Source organism: Cryobacterium inferilacus, assembly GCF_019599185.1.
GTDB lineage: Bacteria > Actinomycetota > Actinomycetes > Actinomycetales > Microbacteriaceae > Cryobacterium > Cryobacterium inferilacus.
The window spans coordinates 14,696-38,686 of sequence record NZ_JAIEUL010000020.1 but is presented as its reverse complement, the minus strand read 5'-3'; the positions used below and the strand labels follow the sequence as shown (position 1 = coordinate 38,686).

25 protein-coding genes and 2 pseudogenes are annotated in these 23,991 nt (G+C 62.3%); 14 read left to right on the top strand and 13 right to left on the bottom strand.

Annotation, left to right across the window (positions count from 1 at the left end):
- Positions 1-45: 45 nt before the first annotated feature.
- From K2F54_RS15685 to K2F54_RS15650, 8 genes are all read left to right on the top strand, one after another.
- Entirely contained in the window at positions 46-597 is a 552-nt protein-coding gene (locus tag K2F54_RS15685) for a TlpA family protein disulfide reductase (RefSeq protein WP_220606790.1), read from the top strand.
- Positions 594-1,328 carry a cytochrome c biogenesis CcdA family protein gene (locus K2F54_RS15680; protein WP_220606789.1) on the top strand — a complete coding sequence of 245 codons (735 nt, stop codon included), beginning with the start codon at positions 594-596 and terminating at the stop codon, positions 1,326-1,328. The genes K2F54_RS15685 and K2F54_RS15680 overlap by 4 nt, the downstream gene beginning before the upstream one ends.
- Before the next feature lie 143 nt (positions 1,329-1,471).
- Positions 1,472-1,900, top strand: a complete 429-nt coding sequence (locus K2F54_RS15675) for a hypothetical protein (protein WP_220606788.1) — start codon at positions 1,472-1,474, stop codon at positions 1,898-1,900.
- A gap of 90 nt (positions 1,901-1,990) precedes the next feature.
- A complete protein-coding gene (locus tag K2F54_RS15670) occupies positions 1,991-2,851 on the top strand; it encodes a M23 family metallopeptidase (protein WP_220606787.1) in 861 nt (286 codons plus the stop codon).
- A gap of 25 nt (positions 2,852-2,876) precedes the next feature.
- On the top strand, positions 2,877-3,545 hold the full coding sequence (locus K2F54_RS15665) for a DsbA family protein (RefSeq protein ID WP_220606786.1): 669 nt from the start codon (positions 2,877-2,879) through the stop codon (positions 3,543-3,545).
- An 86-nt stretch (positions 3,546-3,631) separates the two neighbouring features.
- Positions 3,632-4,804 carry a M23 family metallopeptidase gene (locus K2F54_RS15660; RefSeq protein ID WP_220606785.1) on the top strand — a complete coding sequence of 391 codons (1,173 nt, stop codon included), beginning with the start codon at positions 3,632-3,634 and terminating at the stop codon, positions 4,802-4,804.
- A 78-nt stretch (positions 4,805-4,882) separates the two neighbouring features.
- On the top strand, positions 4,883-6,775 hold the full coding sequence (locus K2F54_RS15655; protein WP_220606784.1) for a bifunctional copper resistance protein CopD/cytochrome c oxidase assembly protein: 1,893 nt from the start codon (positions 4,883-4,885) through the stop codon (positions 6,773-6,775).
- A 19-nt stretch (positions 6,776-6,794) separates the two neighbouring features.
- Positions 6,795-7,712, top strand: coding sequence for a cytochrome c oxidase assembly protein (locus K2F54_RS15650; RefSeq protein ID WP_308287697.1), 918 nt, complete (start codon positions 6,795-6,797; stop codon positions 7,710-7,712).
- A 22-nt stretch (positions 7,713-7,734) separates the two neighbouring features.
- On the opposite strand, the gene K2F54_RS15645 is transcribed toward K2F54_RS15650, so the two are convergent.
- Both K2F54_RS15645 and K2F54_RS15640 read right to left on the bottom strand, forming a co-directional pair.
- Complete coding sequence (locus K2F54_RS15645) at positions 7,735-8,220, bottom strand: ArsR/SmtB family transcription factor (protein WP_308287696.1); 486 nt, start codon at positions 8,218-8,220, stop codon at positions 7,735-7,737.
- Positions 8,221-8,239: 19 nt separating this feature from the next.
- Positions 8,240-9,142: a cation diffusion facilitator family transporter gene (locus K2F54_RS15640; protein WP_220606782.1), complete on the bottom strand. Its 903-nt coding sequence runs from the start codon at positions 9,140-9,142 to the stop codon at positions 8,240-8,242.
- Positions 9,143-9,307: 165 nt separating this feature from the next.
- On the opposite strand from K2F54_RS15640, the gene K2F54_RS15635 reads away from it, so the two are divergent.
- Positions 9,308-9,541 carry a hypothetical protein gene (locus tag K2F54_RS15635; RefSeq protein WP_220606781.1) on the top strand — a complete coding sequence of 78 codons (234 nt, stop codon included), beginning with the start codon at positions 9,308-9,310 and terminating at the stop codon, positions 9,539-9,541.
- A gap of 84 nt (positions 9,542-9,625) precedes the next feature.
- On the opposite strand, the gene K2F54_RS15630 is transcribed toward K2F54_RS15635, so the two are convergent.
- From K2F54_RS15630 to K2F54_RS19640, 3 genes are all read right to left on the bottom strand, one after another.
- Complete coding sequence (locus K2F54_RS15630) at positions 9,626-10,246, bottom strand: copper resistance CopC family protein (RefSeq protein ID WP_220606780.1); 621 nt, start codon at positions 10,244-10,246, stop codon at positions 9,626-9,628.
- The gene (locus K2F54_RS19645) at positions 10,243-10,899 is read right to left on the bottom strand and encodes a YcnI family copper-binding membrane protein (RefSeq protein WP_220606779.1); all 657 of its coding nucleotides are present in this window, start codon (positions 10,897-10,899) and stop codon (positions 10,243-10,245) included. The genes K2F54_RS15630 and K2F54_RS19645 overlap by 4 nt, the downstream gene beginning before the upstream one ends.
- A gap of 182 nt (positions 10,900-11,081) precedes the next feature.
- Positions 11,082-11,726 carry a hypothetical protein gene (locus K2F54_RS19640; protein ID WP_220606778.1) on the bottom strand — a complete coding sequence of 215 codons (645 nt, stop codon included), beginning with the start codon at positions 11,724-11,726 and terminating at the stop codon, positions 11,082-11,084.
- Positions 11,727-11,831: 105 nt separating this feature from the next.
- Between K2F54_RS19640 and K2F54_RS15615 the strand changes: the two genes are divergently transcribed.
- Positions 11,832-14,288 (top strand): transglutaminase TgpA family protein, encoded by a 2,457-nt coding sequence (locus K2F54_RS15615; RefSeq protein WP_308287695.1) that lies wholly within the window; start codon positions 11,832-11,834, stop codon positions 14,286-14,288.
- 25 nt (positions 14,289-14,313) lie between these two features.
- On the opposite strand, the gene lnt is transcribed toward K2F54_RS15615, so the two are convergent.
- Entirely contained in the window at positions 14,314-15,855 is a 1,542-nt protein-coding gene (lnt, locus tag K2F54_RS15610) for an apolipoprotein N-acyltransferase (RefSeq protein WP_308287701.1), read from the bottom strand.
- Between the two features lie 404 nt (positions 15,856-16,259).
- A complete protein-coding gene (locus K2F54_RS15605) occupies positions 16,260-16,616 on the bottom strand; it encodes a DUF6804 family protein (RefSeq protein ID WP_220606776.1) in 357 nt (118 codons plus the stop codon).
- Positions 16,617-16,739: 123 nt separating this feature from the next.
- Here K2F54_RS15605 and K2F54_RS15600 point away from each other — a divergent pair, with 123 nt between their 5' ends.
- The 3 genes from K2F54_RS15600 to K2F54_RS15590 all read left to right on the top strand — a co-directional run bounded on the left by K2F54_RS15600 (position 16,740) and on the right by K2F54_RS15590 (position 17,796).
- On the top strand, positions 16,740-17,030 hold the full coding sequence (locus K2F54_RS15600) for a TFIIB-type zinc ribbon-containing protein (RefSeq protein ID WP_220606775.1): 291 nt from the start codon (positions 16,740-16,742) through the stop codon (positions 17,028-17,030).
- An 8-nt stretch (positions 17,031-17,038) separates the two neighbouring features.
- The gene (locus K2F54_RS15595; RefSeq protein ID WP_220606774.1) at positions 17,039-17,221 is read left to right on the top strand and encodes a hypothetical protein; all 183 of its coding nucleotides are present in this window, start codon (positions 17,039-17,041) and stop codon (positions 17,219-17,221) included.
- Positions 17,222-17,331: 110 nt separating this feature from the next.
- Positions 17,332-17,796 carry a DUF3093 domain-containing protein gene (locus K2F54_RS15590; protein ID WP_084021480.1) on the top strand — a complete coding sequence of 155 codons (465 nt, stop codon included), beginning with the start codon at positions 17,332-17,334 and terminating at the stop codon, positions 17,794-17,796.
- Positions 17,797-18,017: 221 nt separating this feature from the next.
- On the opposite strand, the gene ccsB is transcribed toward K2F54_RS15590, so the two are convergent.
- Positions 18,018-19,013, bottom strand: a complete 996-nt coding sequence (gene ccsB, locus K2F54_RS15585) for a c-type cytochrome biogenesis protein CcsB (RefSeq protein WP_066600598.1) — start codon at positions 19,011-19,013, stop codon at positions 18,018-18,020.
- A complete protein-coding gene (gene resB, locus K2F54_RS15580) occupies positions 19,000-20,691 on the bottom strand; it encodes a cytochrome c biogenesis protein ResB (protein ID WP_220606773.1) in 1,692 nt (563 codons plus the stop codon). Before resB ends, ccsB begins: the two co-directional genes overlap by 14 nt.
- Before the next feature lie 898 nt (positions 20,692-21,589).
- On the opposite strand from resB, the pseudogene K2F54_RS15575 reads away from it, so the two are divergent.
- Positions 21,590-21,736, top strand: a pseudogene (locus K2F54_RS15575) (Cd(II)/Pb(II)-sensing metalloregulatory transcriptional regulator CmtR); the annotation flags it as partial.
- Between the two features lie 171 nt (positions 21,737-21,907).
- On the opposite strand, the gene K2F54_RS15570 reads toward K2F54_RS15575, so the two are convergent.
- The 4 genes and pseudogenes from K2F54_RS15570 to K2F54_RS19635 form a co-directional block, all read right to left on the bottom strand.
- Positions 21,908-22,603 carry a cation efflux transmembrane domain-containing protein gene (locus K2F54_RS15570; RefSeq protein WP_220606772.1) on the bottom strand — a complete coding sequence of 232 codons (696 nt, stop codon included), beginning with the start codon at positions 22,601-22,603 and terminating at the stop codon, positions 21,908-21,910.
- On the bottom strand, positions 22,600-22,956 hold the full coding sequence (gene cmtR / locus K2F54_RS15565) for a Cd(II)/Pb(II)-sensing metalloregulatory transcriptional regulator CmtR (protein WP_220606771.1): 357 nt from the start codon (positions 22,954-22,956) through the stop codon (positions 22,600-22,602). The genes K2F54_RS15570 and cmtR overlap by 4 nt, the downstream gene beginning before the upstream one ends.
- Before the next feature lie 149 nt (positions 22,957-23,105).
- On the bottom strand, positions 23,106-23,528 hold the full coding sequence (locus K2F54_RS15560; RefSeq protein WP_220606770.1) for a YkvA family protein: 423 nt from the start codon (positions 23,526-23,528) through the stop codon (positions 23,106-23,108).
- A 9-nt stretch (positions 23,529-23,537) separates the two neighbouring features.
- Positions 23,538-23,990 (bottom strand): annotated as a pseudogene (locus K2F54_RS19635) (Chromate resistance protein ChrB).
- Position 23,991 lies beyond the last annotated feature (1 nt).

Genomic DNA, 23,991 nt, shown 5'->3' with positions numbered 1-23,991 from the left:
GGCCCGCGGGTCCTCCGTACTGCGCTGCCCCTCGGGCTTGCCGCAATGGTCCTCGCCGCGTGCGCGCCCGAAGGCGGACTCTCCGAGCAGTACCGCGAGGGGTCTAACAAGAACTACATCGCCGGCGACGGCACGGTCGCGGAATGGGCGATGGAGAACCGGGGTGATCCGGTGGAATTCACGGGAACCCTTGAAGAGGGCACCGTGGTCGATGCCGCCGACTACCGGGGCTCGGTCCTCGTCGTGAACTTCTGGTACGCCGCCTGCGCGCCCTGTCGCGCCGAGGCACCCGACCTCGAAGCGATCAACCAGGAATACGCTGGCGAGGCAGTGCAATTTCTCGGCGTGAACATCCGCGACCAAGCTGACACCGCCATCGCATTCGCTGACACCTACAAGGTCACCTACCCCTCCATCATCGACAGCGATGGTTTGGTCAGCCTTGCGTTCGCGGGGGAATTCGCGGCGAACGCGGTACCGACCACGATCGTCGTTGATGCCGAAGGCCGGCCAGCCGCTCGGATTCTCGGCCGAATCGAATCACAGTCGATACTGAGCACGCTCATTGCCGACACTCTCGCCGAAACAGCGCCGTGAGCTGGGGAGAAGCCGTCTTCAGCGGACAACTACTACTTGCCATCCCCATCGCGGTTCTCGCGGGCCTTGTCTCGTTCGCCTCACCCTGCGTGTTGCCTCTGGTACCCGGCTATCTGGCCTATATCGGCGGTAACCCCGAGATCGCCGACCGCGGCCGACGCCGACTCGTCCTCGGCGTTGCGTTGTTCGTGCTCGGCTTCGCGATCGTCTTCGTCGCCTATGGCGCTGCCTTCGGCACCATGGGAACCTGGCTCATTCGCTGGCAAGGGACTTTGACCCGATTCCTGGGGATTTTCGTGATGCTCATGGGCGTCGTGTTCATCGGTCAGATCAGCTTCCTGCAGCGGACCATTCGCCCCCGCTGGAAACCCGCCACCGGACTGGCCGGCGCCCCGCTTCTGGGCGTGGTCTTCGGGCTGGGCTGGACCCCGTGCTTCGGCCCGACCCTGGCCGCAATCTCGGCCCTGAGCCTCGACACCGCGTCGGCTGGTCGCGGTGCTTTGTTGGGCCTGTTCTATTGTCTGGGTCTGGGAATCCCCTTTCTCCTGATCGCGCTTGGCTTCTCTTGGGCCACCGACGCGATGGCCTTCCTGAAACGTCATGTGCGCACCATCAACCTCATCGGCGGGACGGTGCTGATCCTCATCGGTGCGAGCATGACCACCGGGCTCTGGACCGACTGGATCTACCGCCTACAGGGCCTGATCAACGGCTTCGTGACCCCCATCTGAGACCTCGCCCGCACCGGCGCAGACTTCTCGGAATTGTGTCTGTTAGTGTTCAAACGCGCGTGGACTGACGACCGTCGGCCACGTGCAGTCGAATGTGCCAGTTCGGTGACCGGCGCGGCAGCTAGTTGAGAAGGGAGAGAGAAATGGTAATCAGTTCGCAGGCAGCGCTCAACACGCGCAAACTACAGCGGATCATCATCACTCTCCTCGTCGTGCTCGGAACGGTCATCTCACTTCTTCTGGCGCATTCGCTTGAAAACAGTCATCCTGGCGAGACGACGGGGACCAGCTCCGCTGCCAACAGCGTTTTGTCGCCTGCTATCGCCGAGGACGGCCAGGGCGCCAGCAGCTCCGCCGTCAACGACGAAGCATTTGCCGGCGCGTTGGCGCTGTGCGCCGCGTTGGCATTCGCCTGCGGAATCGCTTTTCTCGTCGTTCTTATTCGCATGATGCGTCAGTCGCCCCTGGTACTGATACGCACCGGTCTTGAACGACTCGCGGCTATTGTCACGCGCCGGGAATCCCCGCCCCTCTCGTTGTCTCTCACTGTTCTCTGCGTCAGTCGAACGTAGAACGACGCCGTCACTCCCGTCTGGGACTGACCGGCCCGTTCTTTTCTTCGACCGTCTTTGCCGTCAATTCGGCATGTCCAGAGAGCAGCAATGGAACACGATTATTTATCCCGCCCTGCGTTGACCCGGCGCGAATCACTCAATCGGGCGCCGAAAACCAAGCATCAAGCACGACGCAGAACTGAACCTGGTACAGACTCGCGCCCGCCTCGCGCCCAGCAAAGAACCGGCGCCAAGTCTCGTGTGGTCACTGCCGCGGCTGCCATCTTCGCGGCGACGCTCCTCTTCGCAACATCCACGCCGGCCGGAGCGGTGGCGAGCAACCCCGGAGTGTTTGTGATGGCGCCGGATGTCCACCAAGATGCACCGTCCCAGACGTTTAGTGCGACGGGTGCAGCCCCGATCATTGGCGCCAGCGATGTGTTCTCGGCTACGTCGGCAGCCGAGATCGAGGCCAGTCGTAACGCCGAAATCGCCGCGGCCGGCTACACCCGAACGTCGTCAACGTTCACCAACAGCATCACGTCGCCGGTGCAGTGGCCCTTCGTTGTCGGGGTCCCGATCAGCGATGACTTCGGACCCCGTGCGTCACCGTGCGCTGGCTGCTCCACGATGCACAAAGGCCTCGACATGACCCCGGGAGAGGGTTCGCCGATTCAGGTGATTGCCGACGGGGTGGTGCGCGAGACCGGTGAGTCAGATTCCGGCTTCGGCGTGTACGCGATCATCGATCACGTCGTCGACGGCGAAAAGGTCAGCAGCCTCTACGCCCATATGCAATTCGGCTCGCTCCGTCTCGCCGAGGGCCAGCCCGTCAAAGTCGGCCAGCCGGTCGGCCAGGTCGGCAACACCGGCCAAAGCACCGGACCGCACCTGCATTTTGAGCTCTTACTCAACGGATCAACTCCGACCGATCCCTACACCTGGTTGAGCTCACGTGTCGCGAAGTAACCGTCTACAAAAACCCAAGGCTGAGATGAAGAAACCACTGTCCACCCGCACCAAAATTCTCATCAACGTAGGTGTGGTGATCGGTGTCGCGGTGATGATCGCCATTGTCCTATTTGCTACACGCACACCTACGCCGCCGTCGAGCACCGAATCGGCATCCGCACCGCAGGTTCTGAGAGAGAACAGCCATCGTCTGAGCACCGCCGCCGATGGAAAAGTCACTGTGGTCGAGTTCCTTGATTTCGAGTGTGAAGCGTGCGGGGCCGTCTACCCCGTCGTCGAAGACCTGAGAGAAGAGTTCGACGGCGAAGTCACTTTCGTCACTCGCTACTTCCCGATCCCCAGCCACACGAACGCGGTGAATTCCGCGGTGGCCGCAGAGGCAGCGGCCCGTCAAGGCCAGTTCGAAGCGATGTACTCAAAACTGTTCGCGACGCAGACGCAATGGGGGGAGCAGTCCGAGTCACGCGCGGATCTCTTCCGCACCTACGCCGAAGACATCGGCCTGGACCTGGAGCGATACGACGCTGATATCCAGGACCCCGCTGTGCTCGAGCGAGTGATGGAGGACCAACGTGAGGGGATGGCACTTGGCGTCCAGGGCACGCCGACATTTTTCCTTAATGGCGAGCAACTCGAGCTCTCCACGTTAGAAGCATTCAGGGCAGCCATCGAAGGGGCTGTTCGGGAATGATCTTTCGAATTCGCACTCTTCGACATTCCGTCGCCGCAGTCGCGGCACTCGCGCTACTCGCGTCCACCGTTCCGGCTGCCCCAGCTGTGGCCGCCCAGGACTATCCGTCTTGGGCGGACGTCGAAGCGTCCCGAAGCAACGAGACGGCCAAGCGCGGCGAGATGGACAAAATCGCCGTGCTCATCCAGGGGCTGGATGCTGAGCTTCAGACGGCACGTGAGCTCGCCACTCGGCGATCGGCCGAATTCGACACCGCTCAATCCAGCCTGGACGCTACGGCGTTGAAGGCCACTACTCTCGAGTCCCAGGCGGAAGCAGCTCAGGCCGAGGCCGACGAGTCAACGTTGAAGGTCGGGCGACTCGCCGCAACAATGGCCAAGGGCGGCGGATCGGGCGCTGAGATGAGCCTGCAGGTGTTCCTTTCCGGTGAGGAGTCAGACGACCTCCTCTCTCGTCTCGGCTCCCTTAGTAAACTCTCCGACACGATCGACAGGTTGTACTCGACAGCCGCCACCGATCGGAACGCCGCTGCTGCGCTTTCGGACCAAGCGCAGGTTGCCCTGGAGGAACGAGAGAAGCTCGCCGAGGTGGCGCAGCTTGCGTTCAACGAAGCGGCGGAGGCGAATGCGGCCGCCGAAGTGAAGGTCGCCGAACAGCAGCAGGTATCCGAGACGCTCCAAGCGCAGTTGGCCGTGCTGGTTGAGGACCGCGCGGCCACTGAATCCGACTTCGAACGCGGACAGGCGGCGGCCGCAGCGGCTGCAGCCGCGGCGGCTGCCCCTGCCGCTGCTGCAGCCTCCGCTGCCGCAGGTTCGGCCGGGCCGAGTCTGGATTCCGGTCAGCTCAGCGGCCAGGGCTGGGCGCGCCCTGTCCCCGGGCGGATTACCGACAACTTTGGGCCGCGACCGGCACAACCCGTGGCCGGGGTCAACCCGTATCACTATGCGGTAGATCTCAGTGCAGGATGCTCAACCCCGATCTACGCGGCGAGTAGCGGCCGGGTCTCCTACGCCGGTTGGATGGGCAGCTACGGTAACTGGCTCCAAATCGATCATGGTTCAGGCGTCCAGACCGGTTACGCGCACACCAGCCAGATTTTGGTCAACAATGGCGACAATGTTCAAGCCGGCCAGGTCGTTGCGTTGGCAGGAACAACTGGGGCATCCACCGGCTGTCATCTCCACTATGAGGTGCGCGTCAATGGCGCTCGTATCGACCCGGAACCGTTTATGGGGGCGCGAGGCGCCCCACTCGGTTGACTACGTGTGCATTTACGGCGCGCCAGCTAAACGCGCGACAGAATCGACCCTGAGCATCAGAACGGGAGCTGCCTTGTGATGGTGCGAACTGCAACCCGCGTCACGCGTCGACAGTCGATCGCCTGGATCTTCGCCCCGGCGCTGCTCCTCGCGTTTGCGCTGATCACTGTCGTTGGCGCGACACTGCTCACGCTGCCTACACAGCCGGAATTACTCATCGCCGAAGGCCCGGTAGTCAGCTACGGGATACCCCTTGCGAAGGTCCTGATGAACCTGTCGAGCGCCGGAACGCTGGGCGCACTCGTGCTGGCATGCTTCGCTCTGACCCCGGTGTCCAGCTTGTACGGCAGGACGCTCGACATCGCGGCCGGGTGCGCTGGCGCGTGGGCCGTGACGTCCGCCGCCGGCGCTGTGTTCACTTTTATGAGTCTCGCGGGGCCGGTGTCCTCGCCCGGAATCTTCATTCAAGCGTTCATGTTATTCCTCACCGATATTGGGCTCGGTCAGGCCTGGCTGGCTACAATGCTGCTGAGCGCTGGTATCACCGTCCTGTGTTTCGCTGTGCGGGGCGTGACAGCGATTGGCGCAGTCACAGCACTCGCAGGCGCAGCATTCGTTCCGCTGGCGCTTCAGGGCCACGCGGCTGGAGCAGGCGGTCACACCGCTGCCACAACGGCAATCTGGCTGCACACCATCGGCGCCGCGACCTGGATCGGTGGGTTGGTTCTCATCGCCGTCCTCCATCGCAAAACGGACCGGAAGACCCTCGTCATCACGCTCCGACGCTACTCGAGCATCGCCCTGATCTGCTTCGTCATCGTCGCCGTGTCCGGCGTGGTGAGCGCTGCGCTCCGTGTCGAACAGCTCAGCCAACTCGTCTCGACCACCTATGGGTTACTCCTCGTGGTCAAGGTGCTGGCGCTCATCGCGCTCGGCGCAGTGGGCGTCGGCCACCGCAGGCTCCTGCTCAAACGCCTCGCCGACATCAGCCGGGTGCGTTGGGAGGGCCTGTTCTGGCGGCTGGTCGGGGCGGAGGTCCTCCTGATGGGGCTGGCATCCGGTGTCGCGGTGGTCCTGGCCCGCACGCCTCCGCCTATCCTCGACAAAATAGCCGTAACCGCGGCGGAGCGCCTCACCGGCCAACCTTTGCCCGCCCCGTTGAGCTGGCAAACCGTGGTCAGCAGCTGGACCGTGGATCCCGTCTGGCTCCTCGCGGCCGGATTCGGGATATTCCTTTACGTCGCCGGCATCCATCGCCTTCGCGCTCGCGGCGAATCTTGGCCAGCCCTGCGCACACTCAGCTGGGTCACCGGACTGGGCGTGCTCCTTTACACGACCAATGGGGCCCCGAACACGTATGGCAGTTACCTGGTCAGCGCCCACGTTCTCGGCGACCTCAGCCTCGCGTTGGTTGTGCCGGTGTTGCTGGTTCTGGGTGGACCGGTCGCCCTGGGGCTGCGCGCAATCGTGGCCCGAGGCGACGGGAGCCGCGGCGGACGAGAGTGGATTCTCCTCTTCCAACGTTCTTCAGTTTTGCGGGTTTTACTGAACCCCATCGTGGCGGGAGTGCTCCTTGGCGGGTCGTTCTTCGCCTTCTACTACACGCCATTGTTCGCCTGGGCGATCGAAAACCCGGTCGGCCATCAATGGATGATTGCGCACTTCCTCATCGTCGGAACTCTCTTCATCCGCGCCCTCGCCGGGGTGGACCCGAATTCTCCCCGCGCCGCTCTCCGCCTCGTGGTTGCGTTAGCGGGTGTGACGAGTGCAGTCGCTCTTCTCGGGCTGAGCTTTATCGGCGCCGCCGAGCCACTTCTTCCCGATTGGTATGGGGTCATCAGTGTTGAGTGGGGTACCGATCCACTCGCCGAACAACACCTTGCAGGTCGGGTGGTGCTGGCCATGGGCATTCCGGCCGTACTCATTGCCGGCCTGGCCTCTATCCGACTTGTGCGCAGCAATGTTCGCTAGTGCGGGTGTTGAGGGGCCCGTGTGGACTCCCAGCCTGCCGCCCAGTATCGACCAATTCCTCGCACCCAACCTGCAACCGATTCCCGTTTTGCCGATCATCGGCCTGATCCTGGCCGGCCTGTATCTTGCAGGTGCCATCCGGCTGTGGGCCCTCGGCCGTCGCTGGTCGGTCATCCGCACCGTCTCCTTCCTCACCGGGTGCGCGCTCCTGCTTGTGGTGACCGGTGCCGGCCTGGAAGGCTACGGCCTCAGGATGTTCTCTGTTTTCGTGTTTCAACAGCTGAGCCTGATGATGATCATTCCGCCGTTACTTGTTCTCGGCTCACCCGGCACGCTCCTCCTGAGGGCGACACCGCACCAGGGTCCAGGCCGTACCGTTCTGCGAGTGGCGCACGCCGGACTCCGGTCACGAGCGGCGCGCGTCGCACTTCACCCGGCATTCGTCGTGCCGCTCGTTCTCTTCAGCTTCGTGGGCCTCTATCTCAGCGGTGCGGCCAGCGCGCTGCTAGCGACCTGGACCGGCCACATCGGTCTCGAAATTGCGTTCCTGGCCGTGGGGATCCTCTCCGCCACGCCCCTGATGTCCGCCGATCCGCTTCCGCGACCGACGTCGTACATAGGGCGCCTCTTTGAGGTCTTTCTGGAGATGCAGATCCATGCTGCTTTCGGCTTGGTCATGATCTTGACCCTGAGCCCAGTTGTTTCGTTCTTCGCGGATGCGCCGGCTGCGTGGGAGATTGATCCTGTGCAAGACCAGGCGATGGCCGGCGCGCTGGCGTGGACCTACGGCGAGCTTCCGCTGCTTATCGTTCTGATTGTCACGCTTGCACGCTGGCAGCGCCGGGATACCGTCCGAGCAGCCAGAACCCAGGCGCGCGACGATGCCGCCCTTGACTCGTACAACGAGTACCTGAATCGGCTCGGGGAGCGGAGCTGAACCCGCACGATTTGGAGCTCGGCTAAGGAGCGGGGTGCCTCTCGCACGCATTCTGGCCGTCGGATGTGGGCGTTGCCGGGTGCAGCAGGATTGTATGGCCGACGTGCTCCAGTCCGAGCTCGAGCAGAACTCGCACATGGGAATCGGCGATCTCGTAGTAGGCGATACGCCCAATCCGATGGACCTCGACAACTCGATGGGCGCGCAAGAGACGCAGCGCATGAGACACCGCTGATTCGCTCAGATCGATTGCCGCGGCGAGATCGCGCACGCACATGCGGCCATTGAGCAGGGCGATGAGGATTCGCACTCGGCTCGGTTCACCCAGCAGACCAAACACATCCGCCAGATCGGCAACGTCGCTTTCGGCGGGCATGTTCGAACGGGCAGCCAATACCTGCTCCACGTCGACCATGCGCGCCACGGGCGTCACCGTTGACGTTTCAAAGGGAACGGCGCTTCGGCCTTCATTTCGTGCGCTCATGTCTTCAACAGCGTACTCTTTCACCGGTTCCTCCAGCAGTGACTTAGATGGCGTTGGTCGCTTCGGTGTGCTCGGCCGGTTCACACTGGATGGTTGCATGGGAAATCTGGTACTTGTCCTGGAGCAAGCTGAGCACGGAATCGAGGACGTCCTGATACCTGCTGTCGGGGTCGATCGCGACGTGGCCGCTGGCGCTTTCCATCCCGGAAGTGATTGTCCACACGTGTAGATCGTGGACGCCGACCACGCCAGGGATCGCCAGGATCTGCCGATTGATCTCGGCAAGGTCTAGGTGCGGCGGGGCGACTTCCATCAGGATGCGGAGGGCCTGTCGGGTGAGTTTCCAGGTGCGCGGGAGGATGAACAGCCCGATACCCACGCCAATAATCGGATCTGCATATTGCCAACCCGTTGTGTACAAGATCAGCGCAGCCACGATGACGCCGATTGAACCGAGGAGATCTCCCCACACTTCCAGGTAGGCGCCCTTGAGGTTGATGCTCTCTTTGGACCCGGCCAGGAGGAGTCGAAAACTGATCAGGTTCACCACAAGTCCGATACTTGCCACGACGAGGAGTGGCAGGCCGGGCACGTCTGGGGGGTTCCCGAAACGCTGGACGGCTTCAAAGAGGACGTAGCCGGCCACGGCGAAGAGGAGAAGTCCGTTCGCCAGGGCTGCCAGAACTTCGAGGCGGTAGAAACCGTAGGTGCGCTGCGAAGTCGTCGGCCTGGAGGCCAAGGTGATGGCCGTCAGTGCCATGCCGAGTCCCAGGACGTCGGTTCCCATGTGCGCTGCATCAGAAATCAGGGCCAGCGAGTTCACCGAGAAACCGACGACCAATTCGACGACCATGTAGATCGCTGTCAGTGCAAAGGCGATGACGAGCGGTTTACGATGCCGGCCGGCAGCGCTGGCTGCCGAGGCGTGTGTGTGATCAGAACCCATCAAAAAACCTCTCGTGTAGGTAGTCTGAGGGCTCGACGCCGCGACAGCAGGATCGAACGTGCGCACCGCCGGCAGTCCCTTAGACTCATGTATGAGCAGTCTTGCATACTTTTCATTGCGCGCAACAGCACGCGTCGTCACCAGCGAGACAGAGATTGAGTAAGTATGAAGAAGTGGTCCTTCACCACCGTTGCAGTTATCGCTTTCGTGCTGAGCGCATCCAGCATCTCCGCACTCATCATCAATGCGTTGACTGGAATGGAGTTCTCGGGAATGCTCCTGCCGTATGCGATCGTGGCGTTGGTGGCCGGGGGAGCGATGTCGCTACGAGCGCACCTGTTGTGGCTGGGAAACGCGAACAAGTCGTCACCGGGCGCCCAAAAGCGCCCGAAAGGCTGAAGTATTTGGCGCCTAACACTCTTCGAATGACCGGAGACTGAAGCGCAGGAGGGGCGCTGGGTAGGCGGCCCCTCCTGTGCATTCTCAGCGCGAGCGGCGCATGCGGTAGACGAGAAAAACGGTCACGGCAGCCGTCAGCGCGATCACAGCAGCGCCGATCGTCAACCCCGCACCAAGATCGGCGGCGTCAGCAGCGCTGGCATCAGCTGTTGTTGACGGAGCATCGCTCCCGACAGCGGCCCCGTCGGTAGACGACGCCGTTCCGCAAACCGGGGCAGTGGCCGTGCCCGCCGCGGCCGCCGATCCGGCTGACGGCGCGTAGTCGAAGACGTACGACTCTGAGATAGCGTGCCCGTCGGCCGAGACCACTTGCCACAGCACCTCGTACTCGCCAGCACCGCCGAGGGTAGCTGGGGCCGTGATTGTTGCTCCCGCGAGGGTGACACAGCCGTCGGTGTAGTACCGGTCGTCGGGACCGATGACCTGCACTGCGAATGCATTACTCATCCCGCTGACGTTCAGAAGGTTGTCGCTGAAAGTCAGTTCTACTTCGGTCATGCTTGTTGTCGTCGCACCGGCCTCGGGCGAGGCGGCCAGAAGTGAGTCGTGCGCGGACACTGGTCCGACGGTGCCGCCGAAGATAAAGATCCCGGCGGCACCCAATACCCCGACGACCCCGCACAACTTGCGCAGTGGTGAGGTCATGCGGAACGCTTCCTACCGAACAGCGATACGGCCCCGAGGATCGTCCCCACGGCGGCGAGGATGAGCGCAGCGATGCTCAGGCCAAGGGGCAGACCTGAATCTGTGGCCCCGGTGGCGGTCGACGTTGTTGCGACTTCGGCGTCGGTCTCCGTCGCCGAGTGATCGGTGGAGGAGGAACCCCCGTGGCCGTCGGCCACGACGTCGTCTTCAACGAACAAGACCGGAGCGGCCTTGAGCGTCTCGTCGGCTTCGAGATCCTCGGCGGTAGCGGTCCAGTTCGCGACATCGCCGTCATCGTAGGTCTGAACGGCAGGGAAGAGAAGGCTTCCCGTTTCGGGGATCGGACCGAGTGAGACAGTCCACTGTTGGAACGAGCCTGGGCGGATGCCGTTGCCCTCATCTGCCGTGAAGACGATGCTCGTCGGAGCATCGGTGATGGTATTGCCGGAAACTTCTACAGGTTCGGGAAGCGTGCTGGTAATGACTTCGGTGGTCCACCCGGGCGTTGCCTGATAGCGCACGCTGACGATCGGGGTGTCCGTGGGTAGCGCTATCTCGACCTTGATGGTGGATGCTGTGGCGGATTCGTTCGCTGCCTGGAAGACGAAGTTCTGGGAGGCGCCGGGGTCGGCTGAGTTCGGGGTGATGCTCACGTGCGCGGAAGCCGCCAGTGGCGCGGCTATCGCGAGAGCGATGCCGGCGCCGACGGCGGTCAGGGAGGTGGCTAGGGTGCGGTTCTTCACTAGAAGGTCTCTATTCGTTGGTCGCGGGCGCGCACGCGGCAGGCCGTCATAACGCGCTCGATAGGTAAGTGGGGGTGCAGTGCGAGGTGGGTTTACGCCCAGACGAACGGCGGGCCCCGATGGCGCATCGCACCGAGCACAACGAGCCGCGCCTGCACCCACCCACACGAGGAAGAAACTGCGGTTGAGCGAGATGGTGCACTGGGCAGGATTTCGGTGACGGCAAACAATGCGGCAGCGACAGTAAGACCAGTGCGGGTGAGCAATGCCCAAAACGTTGCCTCCCCGCGGCGCAGGGCGAAGAAGGTGAGAGCGGCAGCGAACAGGTGAGCCAACCACATGCCAGAATCGTCGCCGGTATGATCGGTCGCGGATCCCGCTCCGAGACTGAAAAGTGTCGTCGCAGCGGCATGAGCATGATGGCTCAGCCCCTCGGAATCGGAGGTGATCGCGTCAGCGGTGAAGTTTCCCATGCTCATGGTGACATGGAAAACTGCCTGGCTCGAAGCAACTGAAAACGCCAGCCGCACGCGGGACAAGGTCTTTCCCGCCAGTAGCACGCACACCGGAATCGCGAACAGAAGAGCCACGACCACGCCAATGAGGCTCGGCGGACAGCCGTCAGCGACGGAGTGAAAGAAGACCGCCACGAACACCGCACCGAACGCCACGACCAGGCCGCGCACAGTACGAGCACCTCGAGTTCTCATACGCGTCACCTCCTGAATGGCAACCACTCGCGACAAGTCTGGCTAGGCCGCTGATCGCGGGACTGAGCAGGCTGGCCGACGTCAAGCCTCATTCAGAATGAACGAAGCTCCACGGCTTGTGTGGTGCGTACTATGTCTGAACAGTTTCGCATACGACCAAGACACTCGATTGAAACCGGTGCTCACCGCGGCCTGAGCGCCGGCCACCCGGACGAGATGTGTCTGTACCGTGAAGAGCCGACGGAGGGTGTGACGGTGAACCCACGGGGACCAACGCGTGTATTGTTCCGGCGCATGCGCTTTGCGCCTCGGACCGACGCGCGATGGCCGCTCACATTTGCTCTTCTGTTGCTGCTGCTAACAGGATGTGGGGCGCTCGGGCCGCTTCTGCACGGAACGGCGTGGTGGTGGGCGATGGCGGTCACGGCGGGTGTAGTTCTCGTCGCTGCGGGCGCTCTACGAAGTCTCGGCATACCCCGATATCTGGTGCCGGCAATGATCGGGGGTGTCCTTCTCCTCACTCTCACCCTTCTCTTCGGGAGAGGGAGTGGAGTGTTGTGGCTGATCCCAACCGGAGACACAGTCAAGCGGTTCCAGACCCTCTTCACCTCCGGGGTCATGTCCATCCAGGAACAAGGCACCCCGGCGGAAGCCACCGCCGGTATCGTCTTCCTCCTCGCAACCGGTGCAGGGCTGATCGCGATCCTGATGGATGTTTTAGCCATCACCCTGCGGTGGCCTGCGGCAGCTGGTGTGCCGGTTCTCGTACCGGTCGCCGCACCCGGGTTGCTGCTTGATGAGGGGGCGGATGTTGCTGCGCTCGTGGTCGCTTCCGCCGCGTTTTTCGTCCTCCTTCGGGTCGACGCCCGCATCCACGAAAATGGAGCAACCCACCTGACCGGCCCGGACCAGGACGCAGCACGCCAGCCGCTGCGGTCAGGGCCGGTGTGGGTCTCCGTTGCGATTGCCAGCATCGGGATCGGTGGAGCGCTGACGTTGAGCGCTGTCACTCCGCCGCTGACCGACGGGGGATCTGCGGGTGGTAGCTTGGGCGCCCTGTCTTACGGTTCCGGAATCAACCCGATGATCGACCTCGGAAGGGACCTGAGGCAGCCGAAACCTCGCCCGGCGCTGCACTACGTAACGACGGCCGATCAGCCGCCGTACCTCAAAATCCTCACGCTGGACCGATTTATCGAAACCAATTGGACCGCGCGGCCGGATCCGCCCCGCCAAGAAAATACGCTAGACGACATCCGAAAGCCAGACGGAGTTTCAGCGGATGTCCCAACCAGCGAGATGGTCACGTCGGTCGTCATCGACCGGCTCGACATCAGCTGGCTGCCAGCTCCGACCGCGCCCACGCGTGTTGATGGGCTGTCCGGGAACTGGCGCTGGGGCGATACGGCCCGGACGATATCGAGCCTGGGCTCCAGCACGCGCGGACAGGAATACACCGTCACGTCCCTGCAACTCAAACCGACAGTCCAACAGCTACGCAACTCCAGCACCGACTACCCCGCCGAGGCCTTGAACAATCTGGAGCTGCCCACGCCGCGCCCAGAGGTCGTCGACCAAACAGCACGTGTGCTGGCAACAGGAACCACCTCGAACTATGACGCCGCGGTCGCCATTCAGGAATACCTGCGAAGTGACGATTTTCGTTACGACACAGAAGCGCCGGTCGAAGAAGGCTTCGACGGCGGGGGAGTGGACGTCATCGGCAGATTCCTGGAGGTGAAGCGAGGGTATTGCGTCCAGTTTGCTTCGGCAATGGCCGTCATGGCGCGTGTGCTGGGCATTCCGGCACGCGTCGCGCTCGGCTATGGTCCCGGAACGCGCATGCCAGGAACAGGTTCAGAGAAGGCACGCTACGAGATCAGTTCCGATGATCTCCATACGTGGCCAGAACTGTATTTCGTCGGCATCGGCTGGGTACCATTCGAACCGACCCCAGGCCGCGGGACTGTCCCCGACTACGCGCGTCCGGACGCCGTATCCTCGGGATCCACACCCCTCTCCGGCCAGCCAACGAGCGGGCCATCGTCCAGTCAAGCGAACCCAACCGACGAACTGGATGGGCTCGTGGGACCGGAAAGCCAGTTACAGGACAGCGGCTCTCTGTCTCTCCTTGGACTCATCTCGGCGTTGGTGGCGGTGATTCTGATAACGCCCGGCGTTGTTCGGCTATTGGTCCGCGAGCGGCGCAGACGCCGCATTCGGTCCGGGCGCGGCGGAGCATCCGCGGCCTGGGCCGAAATCACTGACACCGCGCTGGACCATGGCGTCCCGCTGCGTAACACGGACACGCCGCGAAAATGGGCCGACTGCCTATCGATATCCGCAACCGCGGAAGCCTCACTGCACCGGCTTGTTGTCGTCGAGGAACGAGACCGCTACGCCCCCGCCGGCAAGGACGCAGGGCCCGGGAATCCGGTTCTTCTCGCGGACGATGTCGACCGGGTCGTCCGGGCGATACGCACTGGCGTCAACCTACGGACTCGAGCCATGGCCGTCGCCATGCCAGCTTCATTGTGGCGCGCCATGAAGCGGCGCGGGCGTGAAGAGTCGTCGACCTTGCCGGGGTAGACCGCATCTGTTTTCGTCCGCGCTGTCAGGTGTGTGGCTCTTCGTCACGAGTGAGCCGCGACGGGGAGAGTTTTCCAGATTTGCCGCCGGTTCCCTGGGGGGCGCCGATACCTCGGCCAACGATCAGAGCGAGGACGAGACCAGCCAATCCGAAGGCCGAGAGCGTCAATTCGATCCCGGCACCGAGGAGTGCGGCCGGTGTGATCGTCGTGCTCAGTGGAACATCCTCGACCATGGACCCGGGCGTGAATGCGGGTAGGCGATCGATCGTGCTCCCATCGGGGGCGATCACTGCTGATGTGCCCACAGTTGATACGTTCACGACGCTGCGACCGTACTCAATGGCGCGCAGGCGGGCGATGGCCAGTTGCTGGACACTTTCGTCGCTGCGGCCAAAGTCAGCGTTGTTTGAGGGAGCCAGAATGAGCTCGGCCCCACCAGCTACCATCTGGCGGATGAGGTTGTCATCGACGATATCGAAGCAAATTGCAAGGCCCGCCTTCACCTCTTCTAACTCGAAGATATTGTCCCGGGTCCCAATCGTGTAATCGCGGGGAATGAGCGAGAGCAATCCCGGCGCAAGTGGAAACCAGAAATCACGGTCCGGAATGTACTCGGCAAATGGCACCGGATGCATCTTGTCGTACTGATCGACAGCTCCAGAGCCGCGGTTCCACAGCAGCAGGCTATTGAACGTCTTGTCGCCGTCGGACGTGATCGTTCCAGTCACCAACGGAGCGTTCATCCGTTCCGTGACGTCGTCGAGAATATCTGCGGCCTGGCCATTCTTGAGCGGGTTGAGGTCAGCCGCGTTCTCCGGCCAGACGACGACGTCGACGTCCTCTCCATAGAGAGGTTCCGTAGCGGCAACGTGGTCGCCAAGGATCTCCCCGGGCTTGTACTCCCCAAACAGACCTGCATCCGAATCGCCCTGAACCCCGGCGACGCGCATGGTGCCCGCCTCAGCTATAGCAACCGGCGGCACGGCGAGGAACACAGTAATGAGCCCAACAGGGATGACGGCCAGGGCTGCCCGCCTTCGGAAAGTCCGACTACGCAAGACTTGGACGAATAGCGCTCCCACCCAGGCGAGCAGAAAGGAGAGCCCGGATATTCCGACCCATGCCACCAGCTCGCCGAAGGGGCTTTCCGATTGAGAGAAGGCCAGCCGGCCCCACGAAAATCCGCCATACGGCCAGTTGCTGGTGACAAACTCTCGCAGGGTCCACAGGCAGGCGACGACAATCGGTGTAAAACCGTACCGTCCGAAGTCGCCACGGAATGCTCGATCGGTGAATCGCCAAGCCACGGCGATGAGCGCGCAGCCCGCGGCGAAAAAGACCGCTTCGAGGCCTGCGAGGGCGAGCCACGGAACCGGGCCGAGGTAAACGGTGAGCCACAGGATGTGAGTTCCCCAGAAAGCGAACCCCCCGAGGAAACCCACTACGAGGGCACCTCGGACCCGGCGGCCGATAAGAGATCCGAGTATGAGAGGAGTGCCAATGAAGATCAGCGGCCACCAGCCGAGACCTGGAAAGGCCAAGGCATTCACTATCCCGCCGCTCACCGCCAGGACGAGGGCAAGCCAGAACGGTGGCTGACCGTTCCTGAGCGGAGGTGTGCGCGGAGGGCGCAGCCGAGTTCCAGCGGTGCCAGTTTCAGTTAGCAACGGTTCCTCAGTGCGGTTTGCGCGCTGAGGCGGCTCTGAACGCTGGCGAAGTGATTGAGCAAGGTTGTCTCCAGAACGGTGCGACAGGGCGCCTGTCGGCCAGGAAATGTTGATGGCAAGGGCAGGTATTGAAGCACTCGGATATGCGTGGTTGCCCTTTAGGGGGCTGCCAACGGGGCGGAGTAAGTTCCCACTTGGATGGCGCACACGAGCGGTGCACGGAGCAGCTGACACACACTTGCCTGCGCTGCTGGGGTTGACCGACAGGGGGTGCGTTCTTGTGAGCCATTCGCGGGTTCTCGCTAATCTCGATGGTTTGGGACCTTGAGCCTCACGCCAACGATGATGAGCGCCAGCGCGGCAAGGAACTGTGCGGACGCCCACCCTTGGCCTTGCAACTCGATGACGATGACCGGGTTCCAGAGAACGGCGATCGGCGCCAGTAGGATCAGCCACCACCACGCCTTTGCCTGGATCGTGAAGACACACACGATAACCGCCAGGATGCTGACGACATAGCGAATGATGAGGTAACTTTCGACATCGAGCAGCGCTAAGCCAGCCAACAGGACGATTGCACCGAGTAGGCCGGGAGCGAGGGCGGAGCGCGTGAACGGAGGATCCACAGGAGTTCCTGTTGGGCGTTTGTCGGTGCGCATTCTCTAACCCTAGCGAGAGCTAACAGGGAATTAGCGGCAGCTTTCTTCCCCACCACGGCGGCTCCGTTCGCGGCGTGTTGTCAGTATCGGTCGATATGTTCGTGGCATGGAACCGATCACCGCATGAAGTGCCCTATTGATGACGCCCAGCTTGTCATGACAGAGCGAGCAGGCATCGAGATTGACTATTGCCCGCAGTGTCGCGGTGTCTGGTTGGACCGCGGAGAAATTGACAAGATAGTCGAGCGATCCATTGTGAACCAGCCGTTCCAAGCAGAGCCGACTGACTACCGTTCGAACGATAATCGTCCCCGCGAGGGTGACCACGGCTCCAGTCATGGGCAAGGTCACGGCGGCTATTCCGATGGGCGGAAGCGAAAACGTCAGGGCTGGTTGGGTGAGCTTTTCGACTAAGCGTTGTCGTGGTGCTCTCGTTTGACGAAGCAACCCCGGACGTTCTCACGGTCAGGCGCGACCAGCAATATGTTGGAACCATCGCTAGGACGCCGGAAGGATACGTCGTCATAGATGCAGCGGATATGAACCGCGGCGTATATGAAAGCGTGGACGCCGCCCTTGCTGCTCTCTCGGACGACCTGAGGTAGCTGGGTCGTGTGATGGCCGTAAACTTGGCGGATCAGATTGTGGGCGACGTCCCACCTAAACGTTCGCTGTTCTATGCGCACTTCAGCGCGGAAGCTCGGGTCTCATAGCCATGTACTACCACCGGGAACGTCTGTGGCCATCACCCTCTATATTCATCTTCACTGCGCTTGTGATCCCCGCGAGCCTGCTCGTCTTCCTCCCCATCAACCCAACCGTGGGCGTACTGACCGCAGCCGTTCTCTACACCGGCATAATCGCTGTGCTCGTTCTCGCGTCCCCGACAATAGCTGTGACTGATTCGTACCTCATCGCAGGACCAGCGCGACTTCCAATTGAGCACATCGGTACGCCACAGGTCTTCCTAGCCGAGCAAGCCACTCTCGAGCGAGGCCAACGCCTAGACGCACGCGCTTGGCTCTTGCTCCGAGGATGGGTATCACCCGTCATCAAGATCCCCCTCACCGACCCAGAAGACCCCGCTCCCTACTGGCTCCTGTCCACCAGGCACCCGCAGCGAGTCGCCGATGCTCTACTAAAATCTGCCTCGGCCGCCACAACTCCCGACGTGACGTAGGAAACCAACACGACGGCGCCAACAAGCCTCAGCGGACCAACACCGGCGAGGATTCAAGTTGCGGCGGATCAGAAATGTCCGGGCCAACTTTCCCCACCTGAGCTAGTCCTCGGGCGTTTAGGGCAGTGCTCACGCCGATGCCAAAGACACGAAGCAGGCGATCAAAGCGCTGCGATTGCGACAGGGGCCGCCTGCCGGGGCCAGTGTGTTTTCCGGCGGGGCTACAGGCCGGAGTACGAGTGGAGGCCTGTGAAGAAGACGTTCACAATGCCGAAGTTGAATAGCACGGCGCTGAAGCCGATGATCGAGAGCCACGCCGATCGCGAGCCGCGCCACCCGCGGGTCGCCCTGGCGTGGATGTAGCCTGCGTAGATGACCCAGATGATGAAGGTCCAGACTTCCTTGGTGTCCCAACCCCAGTAGCGACCCCACGCCTGCTCTGCCCAGACCGATCCGGCGATGAGAGTGAATGTCCAGAGGACGAAGCCGATGATGTTGCTTCGGTAAGCGAGGTTCTCCAACGTCGCAGACGAGGGCAGCGTGGCCAGGAACCGTAGCCGTGTCGGCCGATGCTCGGCCACGAGGCGCTCTCGCCTGAACTGAATCAGCTGCACGGCGGACAGGGCGAAGCCGAGCGCAAAGTAGCCGGTACCAAGTGATGCGACGAAGACGTGGATGACCAGCCACACCGATTGCAGCGCCGGTGGTAGCGGGGCAATCTCGACGTAGTACCTGAGAGCGGCGATGCCCAGCAAGATCAGCACCAATCCGGTGACGAAGGTACCGAGGAAGCGCAGGTCCGCTCGAGTGAGCGCGGTCAGAAACACCGTCATGATGAGCAGGGTGCCAATCATCGCGAACTCGTACATGTTTGCCCATGGCACACGTTCTGCGGCGATTCCGCGGAGCACCGTGGCGACCAGGTGTAGCGCCCAGGCGAGCCCGGTGAGCGAGACGCCGACGCGCAAGCTGGCCGAGCGGCCATACGGCATGGCAGCATCGTTTGCGATGCCGGCGCTGATCCGGGTCAGGGTCCTCGTGCCGCCGGATTCAGTCGAGGTAGGGTTGCCGGCCGTGGCAGCGAACTGCGCGGCGGCGGGCGCGGCATCGACAGCCGAAGAGCGCCTGGCTAGGTCAATCGAAAATGCGATGAACGCAAGCATGTACACGCCCATAGCGGAGTACAGGCTCAGTATCGAGAGATCATTGAGATTCATTAGATTGGCCTCCGTGGCTTTTCGGTTTCTCGGTGGACGTGATCGGCAGCGTAAACGCCGCACTGTGGCGGTCGGCGAGGTCTGCCACCGCCGCTTCGAGGGCAGGGTCATCGCCGCGAGCGAGACCCGCGTACTCGAGGCGTATCGACCCGTCAACACGGCGGGCTGCTCTCACCCACACCCGGCGGCGCGGGACGAACAACGAAGTGAGCAGACCCAGCAGCACGAACACGGAGAAGAGGAGCACCCAGCCCTGCGCCGGGTCCCTGTTGATGTCGAAGGAAGCGAACCTCAAGACGGAGCCAGAGAAATCGCCGGATTTGGCGCCCGGGTCGGCGTCCTCGAAAGTAACCGTGCCGAGCCCGTTGGGCAGTTGCTGAGTCTCGCCCGGCTTCAGCTCAAGCGACTTGGACCCCGTGGTGCCGCCGGTTAGCTGAGTCATGTTGTCGGTGGTGAGCGCATAGACGGATGTGGGCACACCCTTGTCAAGCCCGAGGTCGCCCGAGAACACGTTGAGGGTGAGCAGCGGGTACGCAAGGTCAGGGTATGAGGAGAAGTAAGCACCAGACTTGGCCTCGGCCTGGGTGGGGTAGAGGAAACCAATCATGCCCAGTTGCTCTGCGAGACCGTCCGGGACTTTCACCACTCCGAGGGACGTGAGGTTTGAATCCTGGGGCAGGAAGGGAATCGAGTCGGTGAAAACAATTGTGCCGTCCGGATCCTTGACGGTGATCGTGGGTGCGTAGCCGTTGCCCAGCAGGAAAATGTCTGTTCCTCCGGCACGCAACGGGGCGTTAACTTTCACCTCATCGGACTGCGCCGACCGTTCCCGCTCCGTAACTGTGACCCCGGCGATGTAGTCCACCGGCTGGCCGTAGGCGCTGAGGTTCTGCGTCTCGTATTCGACGTCGAAGCTGTCCAGCGTGAGCTTGTACGGGTCAAGGCTCTCATCGTTGAAGAAGCGACCGGGGTTGAACGAGTCATAGGCCAGCAGCGTGTTGACGAAGCTCTGGCCTTCGACGAGCACCCGCTGCCCGCTGAATCCATACCCGCTGCCGAAACCGACGGTGATCAGGATGCCGACCAGGGCCAAGTGGAAGACGAGATTACCGGTTTCGCGGAGGTAACCGCGCTCGGCGGAGACCGAGGGCTCAGGGCCTGCGTCGAAGAGCGCGACACGATATCCCTTGGATTTTAGGAGGTGTTGTGCAGATTCAACGGCCGCCGCCGCATCCGTGCCGGCAGGGGCGTTGCGCGTGGTGAAGCCGGCCAGACGGCTCAGACGTGCCGGTGTTTTCGGTGGCTTTGCCCGAAGCGCTTGGAGGTGGTGCCGTGTGCGTGGGATCACGCAGCCGATGAGCGAGATAAACAGCAGGAGGTAGATCGAGGAGAACCAAGCAGAGGAGTAAACATCGAAGGCTTGGATGCTGTCGAGGGCAGGAGCGAGTTCGGGGTTGTCGGTGAAGTATTGGGTGACACCGTTTGGGTCGGAGCTGCGTTGGGGTACGAGAGAGCCGGGGACTGCCGCGATCGCGAGCAGCAGGAGCAGTAGCAGCGCCGTGCGCATGCTCGTGAGCTGGCGCCAGAACCAGCGCAGCCAGCCTCTGAAGTCAAGTGCCGGTTGGATGACACCATCGGCGGGCGGCTTGGAGTCGTGGTGGTCGAGCGGGCGCGACACTAAAGACCCTGCTCGGTCACGGCAAATCCTTTGACTGCACGAAAAAGTCCATTTGCTTCTGCCGATTCGTGGGCTCGCTGAGTGACGGTCCCCTCTCCAACGACGTGATCTCTTGCCGATACGTTCCCGGCAGTGCGTCGATTCACGGCCTGCGTTCGAGGGCTGTCGCCATCCGCACGTTTTCTGAGCATCTTTGTTCCATTCATCGTCGAGTTTGTCTTGAACCGAGTCGTCCCTTGGACGTGGGTGTGCGCTGCGTCCCGGTGCGGGCGCAAGGGGGTCGGTTTAGACGCGACTAACGGAAAGAAGAGTCAGATTGGGCCGAAATGTGTGTAACGGGGGGCCGTAGGTTGATTGGGTAGGAGGCCCAACGTCATCTAGCAGACGGTCATGCACTGCGGCCGATCGTGCCCGGAGCAGCAGACATGCGAGAACCAGCAAGAGTCCGCAACTCATCGCGATGAGAGCGCAGCCCAACATTCCGTTTACTGCCCAAGCGGTCGACGCTCTGGCAGTGTGGACGGCAACCGTCACAGCCGAGCCTGCAGTAACGGCCTCGATTGCGAGGGAGCTACTTGGCTGTACCTCGGACGAAGATGCGACTGGAAGCGCAACGCCGAACTCAGGACCGGTCCTCGCCGAGTGGATGGCAAGCAGGCTGAGCAAGATTGCGGCCATGGCCAGCATCGACACGATCGCAGAGAGTAAGGCATCCCTCGGGGTGCGATCCGTTCTTGTGCTGCCGTTCAAGGCCATTTCACCTTTGTTCGGGATTCGGTCAAGAGGTTTGCCGACACTTCCTCCCACAGGCTACCTGAAACCGAGAGCGCCAGCGTGGGCCGGTTTTGCTTGCACTCTGCAGCTTCATTTAGTACAGCACTCGTTGTATGGTCATCCGATACTGACCATTACGAATCGTCTCGATGTGATGAACCGACTGGGACGTGCGATGGCCGACCCAACTCGCTCGCGCATCCTCATGAGCCTGCTGGAGGCTACCAGCTACCCGGCTGTCCTCTCCCGCGACCTCGAGTTCAGCCGCTCCCGGCACCACCCCAGTTGATTGTCGCCTCGGCTTCTCGCCCCGCTCCCGCGCCCTCGACCGCGGCGACCTCCTGCCCGTCCTCGACCGCCTCTTGGTCATGGTCTTCAACTGTGATGGTTTCCATCGGGCTTGTGATGCTTTCTATCTGGCTGACGGCCGGCCGGAATCGGCCTACCTGGGTCGGTCGATGGTTTTGTCTTCGTGATGCTCGTTGTTGTCGTCGTCATCCTCAACCATTTCGCTGAGAACTTCGAATGGTGACTCGACGTCGCCGCGCCACGCTTCGATGCCTTCCCGGATCGCGAGTGCCGCAACGACTAAGGCTGCGATGGAGTCTGCCCACGCCCAGCCGAACAGGCTATTAAGCAGCAGGCCGATGAGGACGGTGCCGGAGAGATAGATGCACAGCACGAGTTGCTTGGCATCGGCCATGACGCTCTTCGAGCCGAGTTCGCGGCCGGTTCGGAATTCGAACCAGGCCAGCAGGGGCATGACCAGCAGGCTCAGGGTTGCAATGCCGATACCGAGGGGGCTGTGGTCCACGTCCTGGGCGCCGGATAGCGAGAGCACTGAGTCGGTGATTACGTACGCAGCCAAGGCGAAGAACGCGATTCCGATCGCGCGTACTGTTGCCTTCTCCCAACTCTCCGGGTTCTTCCGCGTAAACTGCCACGCTATGGCTAGAGCCGAGAGTACTTCCACGATCGAATCGAGGCCAAATCCGATCAGAGCAGCGGAGGACGCCAATGAGCCGGCCCAGATTGCTACGACAGCTTCGATCACGTTGTAGGTGATCGTGAAAGCGACGATGAATCTTACCCGGCGGTGAAGGACTGCGCGGCGCGCGTCGGTAACAGCGGAGGTCATCGGGTCGTCTCCCTGCAGCAGCCGGCAACAGAACAGGCTGGGTCGACGCACGGTGCGCTTTCGTCAACGGCAAGCGTCACGTCGACCAGCGCTGTGAGCGCACGACCCAGGTGGGGGTCAGCGATTTCATATCGGGTCTGGCGCCCCTCAGGTTCCGCCACAACGATGCCGCAATCGCGCAAGCAAGTGAGGTGGTTCGACACGTTGGAACGGCTAAGGCTGAGGTCACGGGCCAGCACCGCCGGGTAGCTCGGCCCATCCAGTAGGGTCATGAGAATGCGTGAACGGGTCGGGTCGGCCATCGCGCGACCAAGCCTGTTCATCACATCGATACGAGTAGTAATAGTCAGCATCCGATGACTATACACCCGGCACTGTATGAAGCGGGGTCGCCGCGCCATGCTGCGATTCCTTCACGGATTGCAAAGGCCACGATGACCGGTCCTGCGATCGCGTCAGCCCACCACCCAAAGGGACTGTTCACGATCCTGCCGAGGATGAACTACTGGCGGGATCCCGCTCCGGTGAGTGTGAGCACAGCACTCAGGCCCACGGGCGTACCCGGCCAGTGCCGGGCAATCGTTGACGATCCTGCTTGTCGTATCGCCAGTCGTATTACCAGGACGACGATGATCGCGTCGTCGAGGTAGCCGATGACGGGGATGAAGTCAGGAACGAGATCGATCGGGCTGAGCAGATACAGGCCGAGAAGGGCAACCAGAGCCCTGACCCACCAGGTCACGGTCCGGTCAGCGGCCAGACGGCCGGCCAGGCGCAACACGTCGGGCGCCAGCCGCAGAGCCGCCACGAGCGAAAGTCGTTCGGATCGTCGACGGGCACTTATTGTCATGACGACGATGAGCACCAGCCATCCAAGAACGAGCCCGACGGCGACACCCACGATGATCGACCACGGGTGGTCCATTGCCCGCTGCTATTCGGAGGAGTCGAGCGCCGGGCTGTTCGCATGCATCACTGCGTAGACCTTCTCGGCGTACTCGTCGAGCACGTCGGAGCAATGCTGCAGGCGTGCCTCTGCTGACACTGCCGCTGGAAGCTGCAATACGTCGCGCTTCTTCAAGTCCCGGTACCAGCGGCGCATGCGATCGAGGCTCTGTGCTTCCTACTCGAGCTCTCCGAAGGTGTACGTCTGCTTCGCGTGCTCCCGAGCAATTTCGACCTCGAACTTGCCGCAGTCCGCCTCGAACTCAGCCCACTCGTCTACCCCGTCGGCAGTGAACGCATCTCGGATCAGAGCCGTCGACGCCTCGTCGCGAGGAGCTGCATTGATCACTGCGAACGTGCCACCGCCTGCGGAACTCAACTCGGCGGCCCGATCAAGAGTCGGCTGAAACGCGGCACCGGCCGGAAGCGCCCATGTCCCCACC

Bases quoted from the DNA above. Each gene is read 5' to 3' on its own strand.
- K2F54_RS15685 (WP_220606790.1), top strand. From the start codon at position 46: ATGGTCCTCGCCGCGTGCGCGCCCGAAGGCGGACTCTCCGAGCAGTAC.
- K2F54_RS15675 (WP_220606788.1), top strand. From the start codon at position 1,472: ATGGTAATCAGTTCGCAGGCAGCGCTCAACACGCGCAAACTACAGCGG.
- K2F54_RS15670 (WP_220606787.1), top strand. From the start codon at position 1,991: ATGGAACACGATTATTTATCCCGCCCTGCGTTGACCCGGCGCGAATCA.
- K2F54_RS15665 (WP_220606786.1), top strand. From the start codon at position 2,877: ATGAAGAAACCACTGTCCACCCGCACCAAAATTCTCATCAACGTAGGT.
- K2F54_RS15655 (WP_220606784.1), top strand. From the start codon at position 4,883: ATGGTGCGAACTGCAACCCGCGTCACGCGTCGACAGTCGATCGCCTGG.
- K2F54_RS15640 (WP_220606782.1), bottom strand. From the start codon at position 9,142: ATGGGTTCTGATCACACACACGCCTCGGCAGCCAGCGCTGCCGGCCGG.
- K2F54_RS15635 (WP_220606781.1), top strand. From the start codon at position 9,308: ATGAAGAAGTGGTCCTTCACCACCGTTGCAGTTATCGCTTTCGTGCTG.
- K2F54_RS15630 (WP_220606780.1), bottom strand. From the start codon at position 10,246: ATGACCTCACCACTGCGCAAGTTGTGCGGGGTCGTCGGGGTATTGGGT.
- K2F54_RS15615 (WP_308287695.1), top strand. From the start codon at position 11,832: ATGTCTGAACAGTTTCGCATACGACCAAGACACTCGATTGAAACCGGT.
- K2F54_RS15605 (WP_220606776.1), bottom strand. From the start codon at position 16,616: ATGCGCACCGACAAACGCCCAACAGGAACTCCTGTGGATCCTCCGTTC.
- K2F54_RS15600 (WP_220606775.1), top strand. From the start codon at position 16,740: ATGAAGTGCCCTATTGATGACGCCCAGCTTGTCATGACAGAGCGAGCA.
- K2F54_RS15590 (WP_084021480.1), top strand. From the start codon at position 17,332: ATGTACTACCACCGGGAACGTCTGTGGCCATCACCCTCTATATTCATC.
- ccsB (WP_066600598.1), bottom strand. From the start codon at position 19,013: ATGAATCTCAATGATCTCTCGATACTGAGCCTGTACTCCGCTATGGGC.
- K2F54_RS15570 (WP_220606772.1), bottom strand. From the start codon at position 22,603: ATGACCTCCGCTGTTACCGACGCGCGCCGCGCAGTCCTTCACCGCCGG.
- cmtR (WP_220606771.1), bottom strand. From the start codon at position 22,956: ATGCTGACTATTACTACTCGTATCGATGTGATGAACAGGCTTGGTCGC.
- K2F54_RS15560 (WP_220606770.1), bottom strand. From the start codon at position 23,528: ATGGACCACCCGTGGTCGATCATCGTGGGTGTCGCCGTCGGGCTCGTT.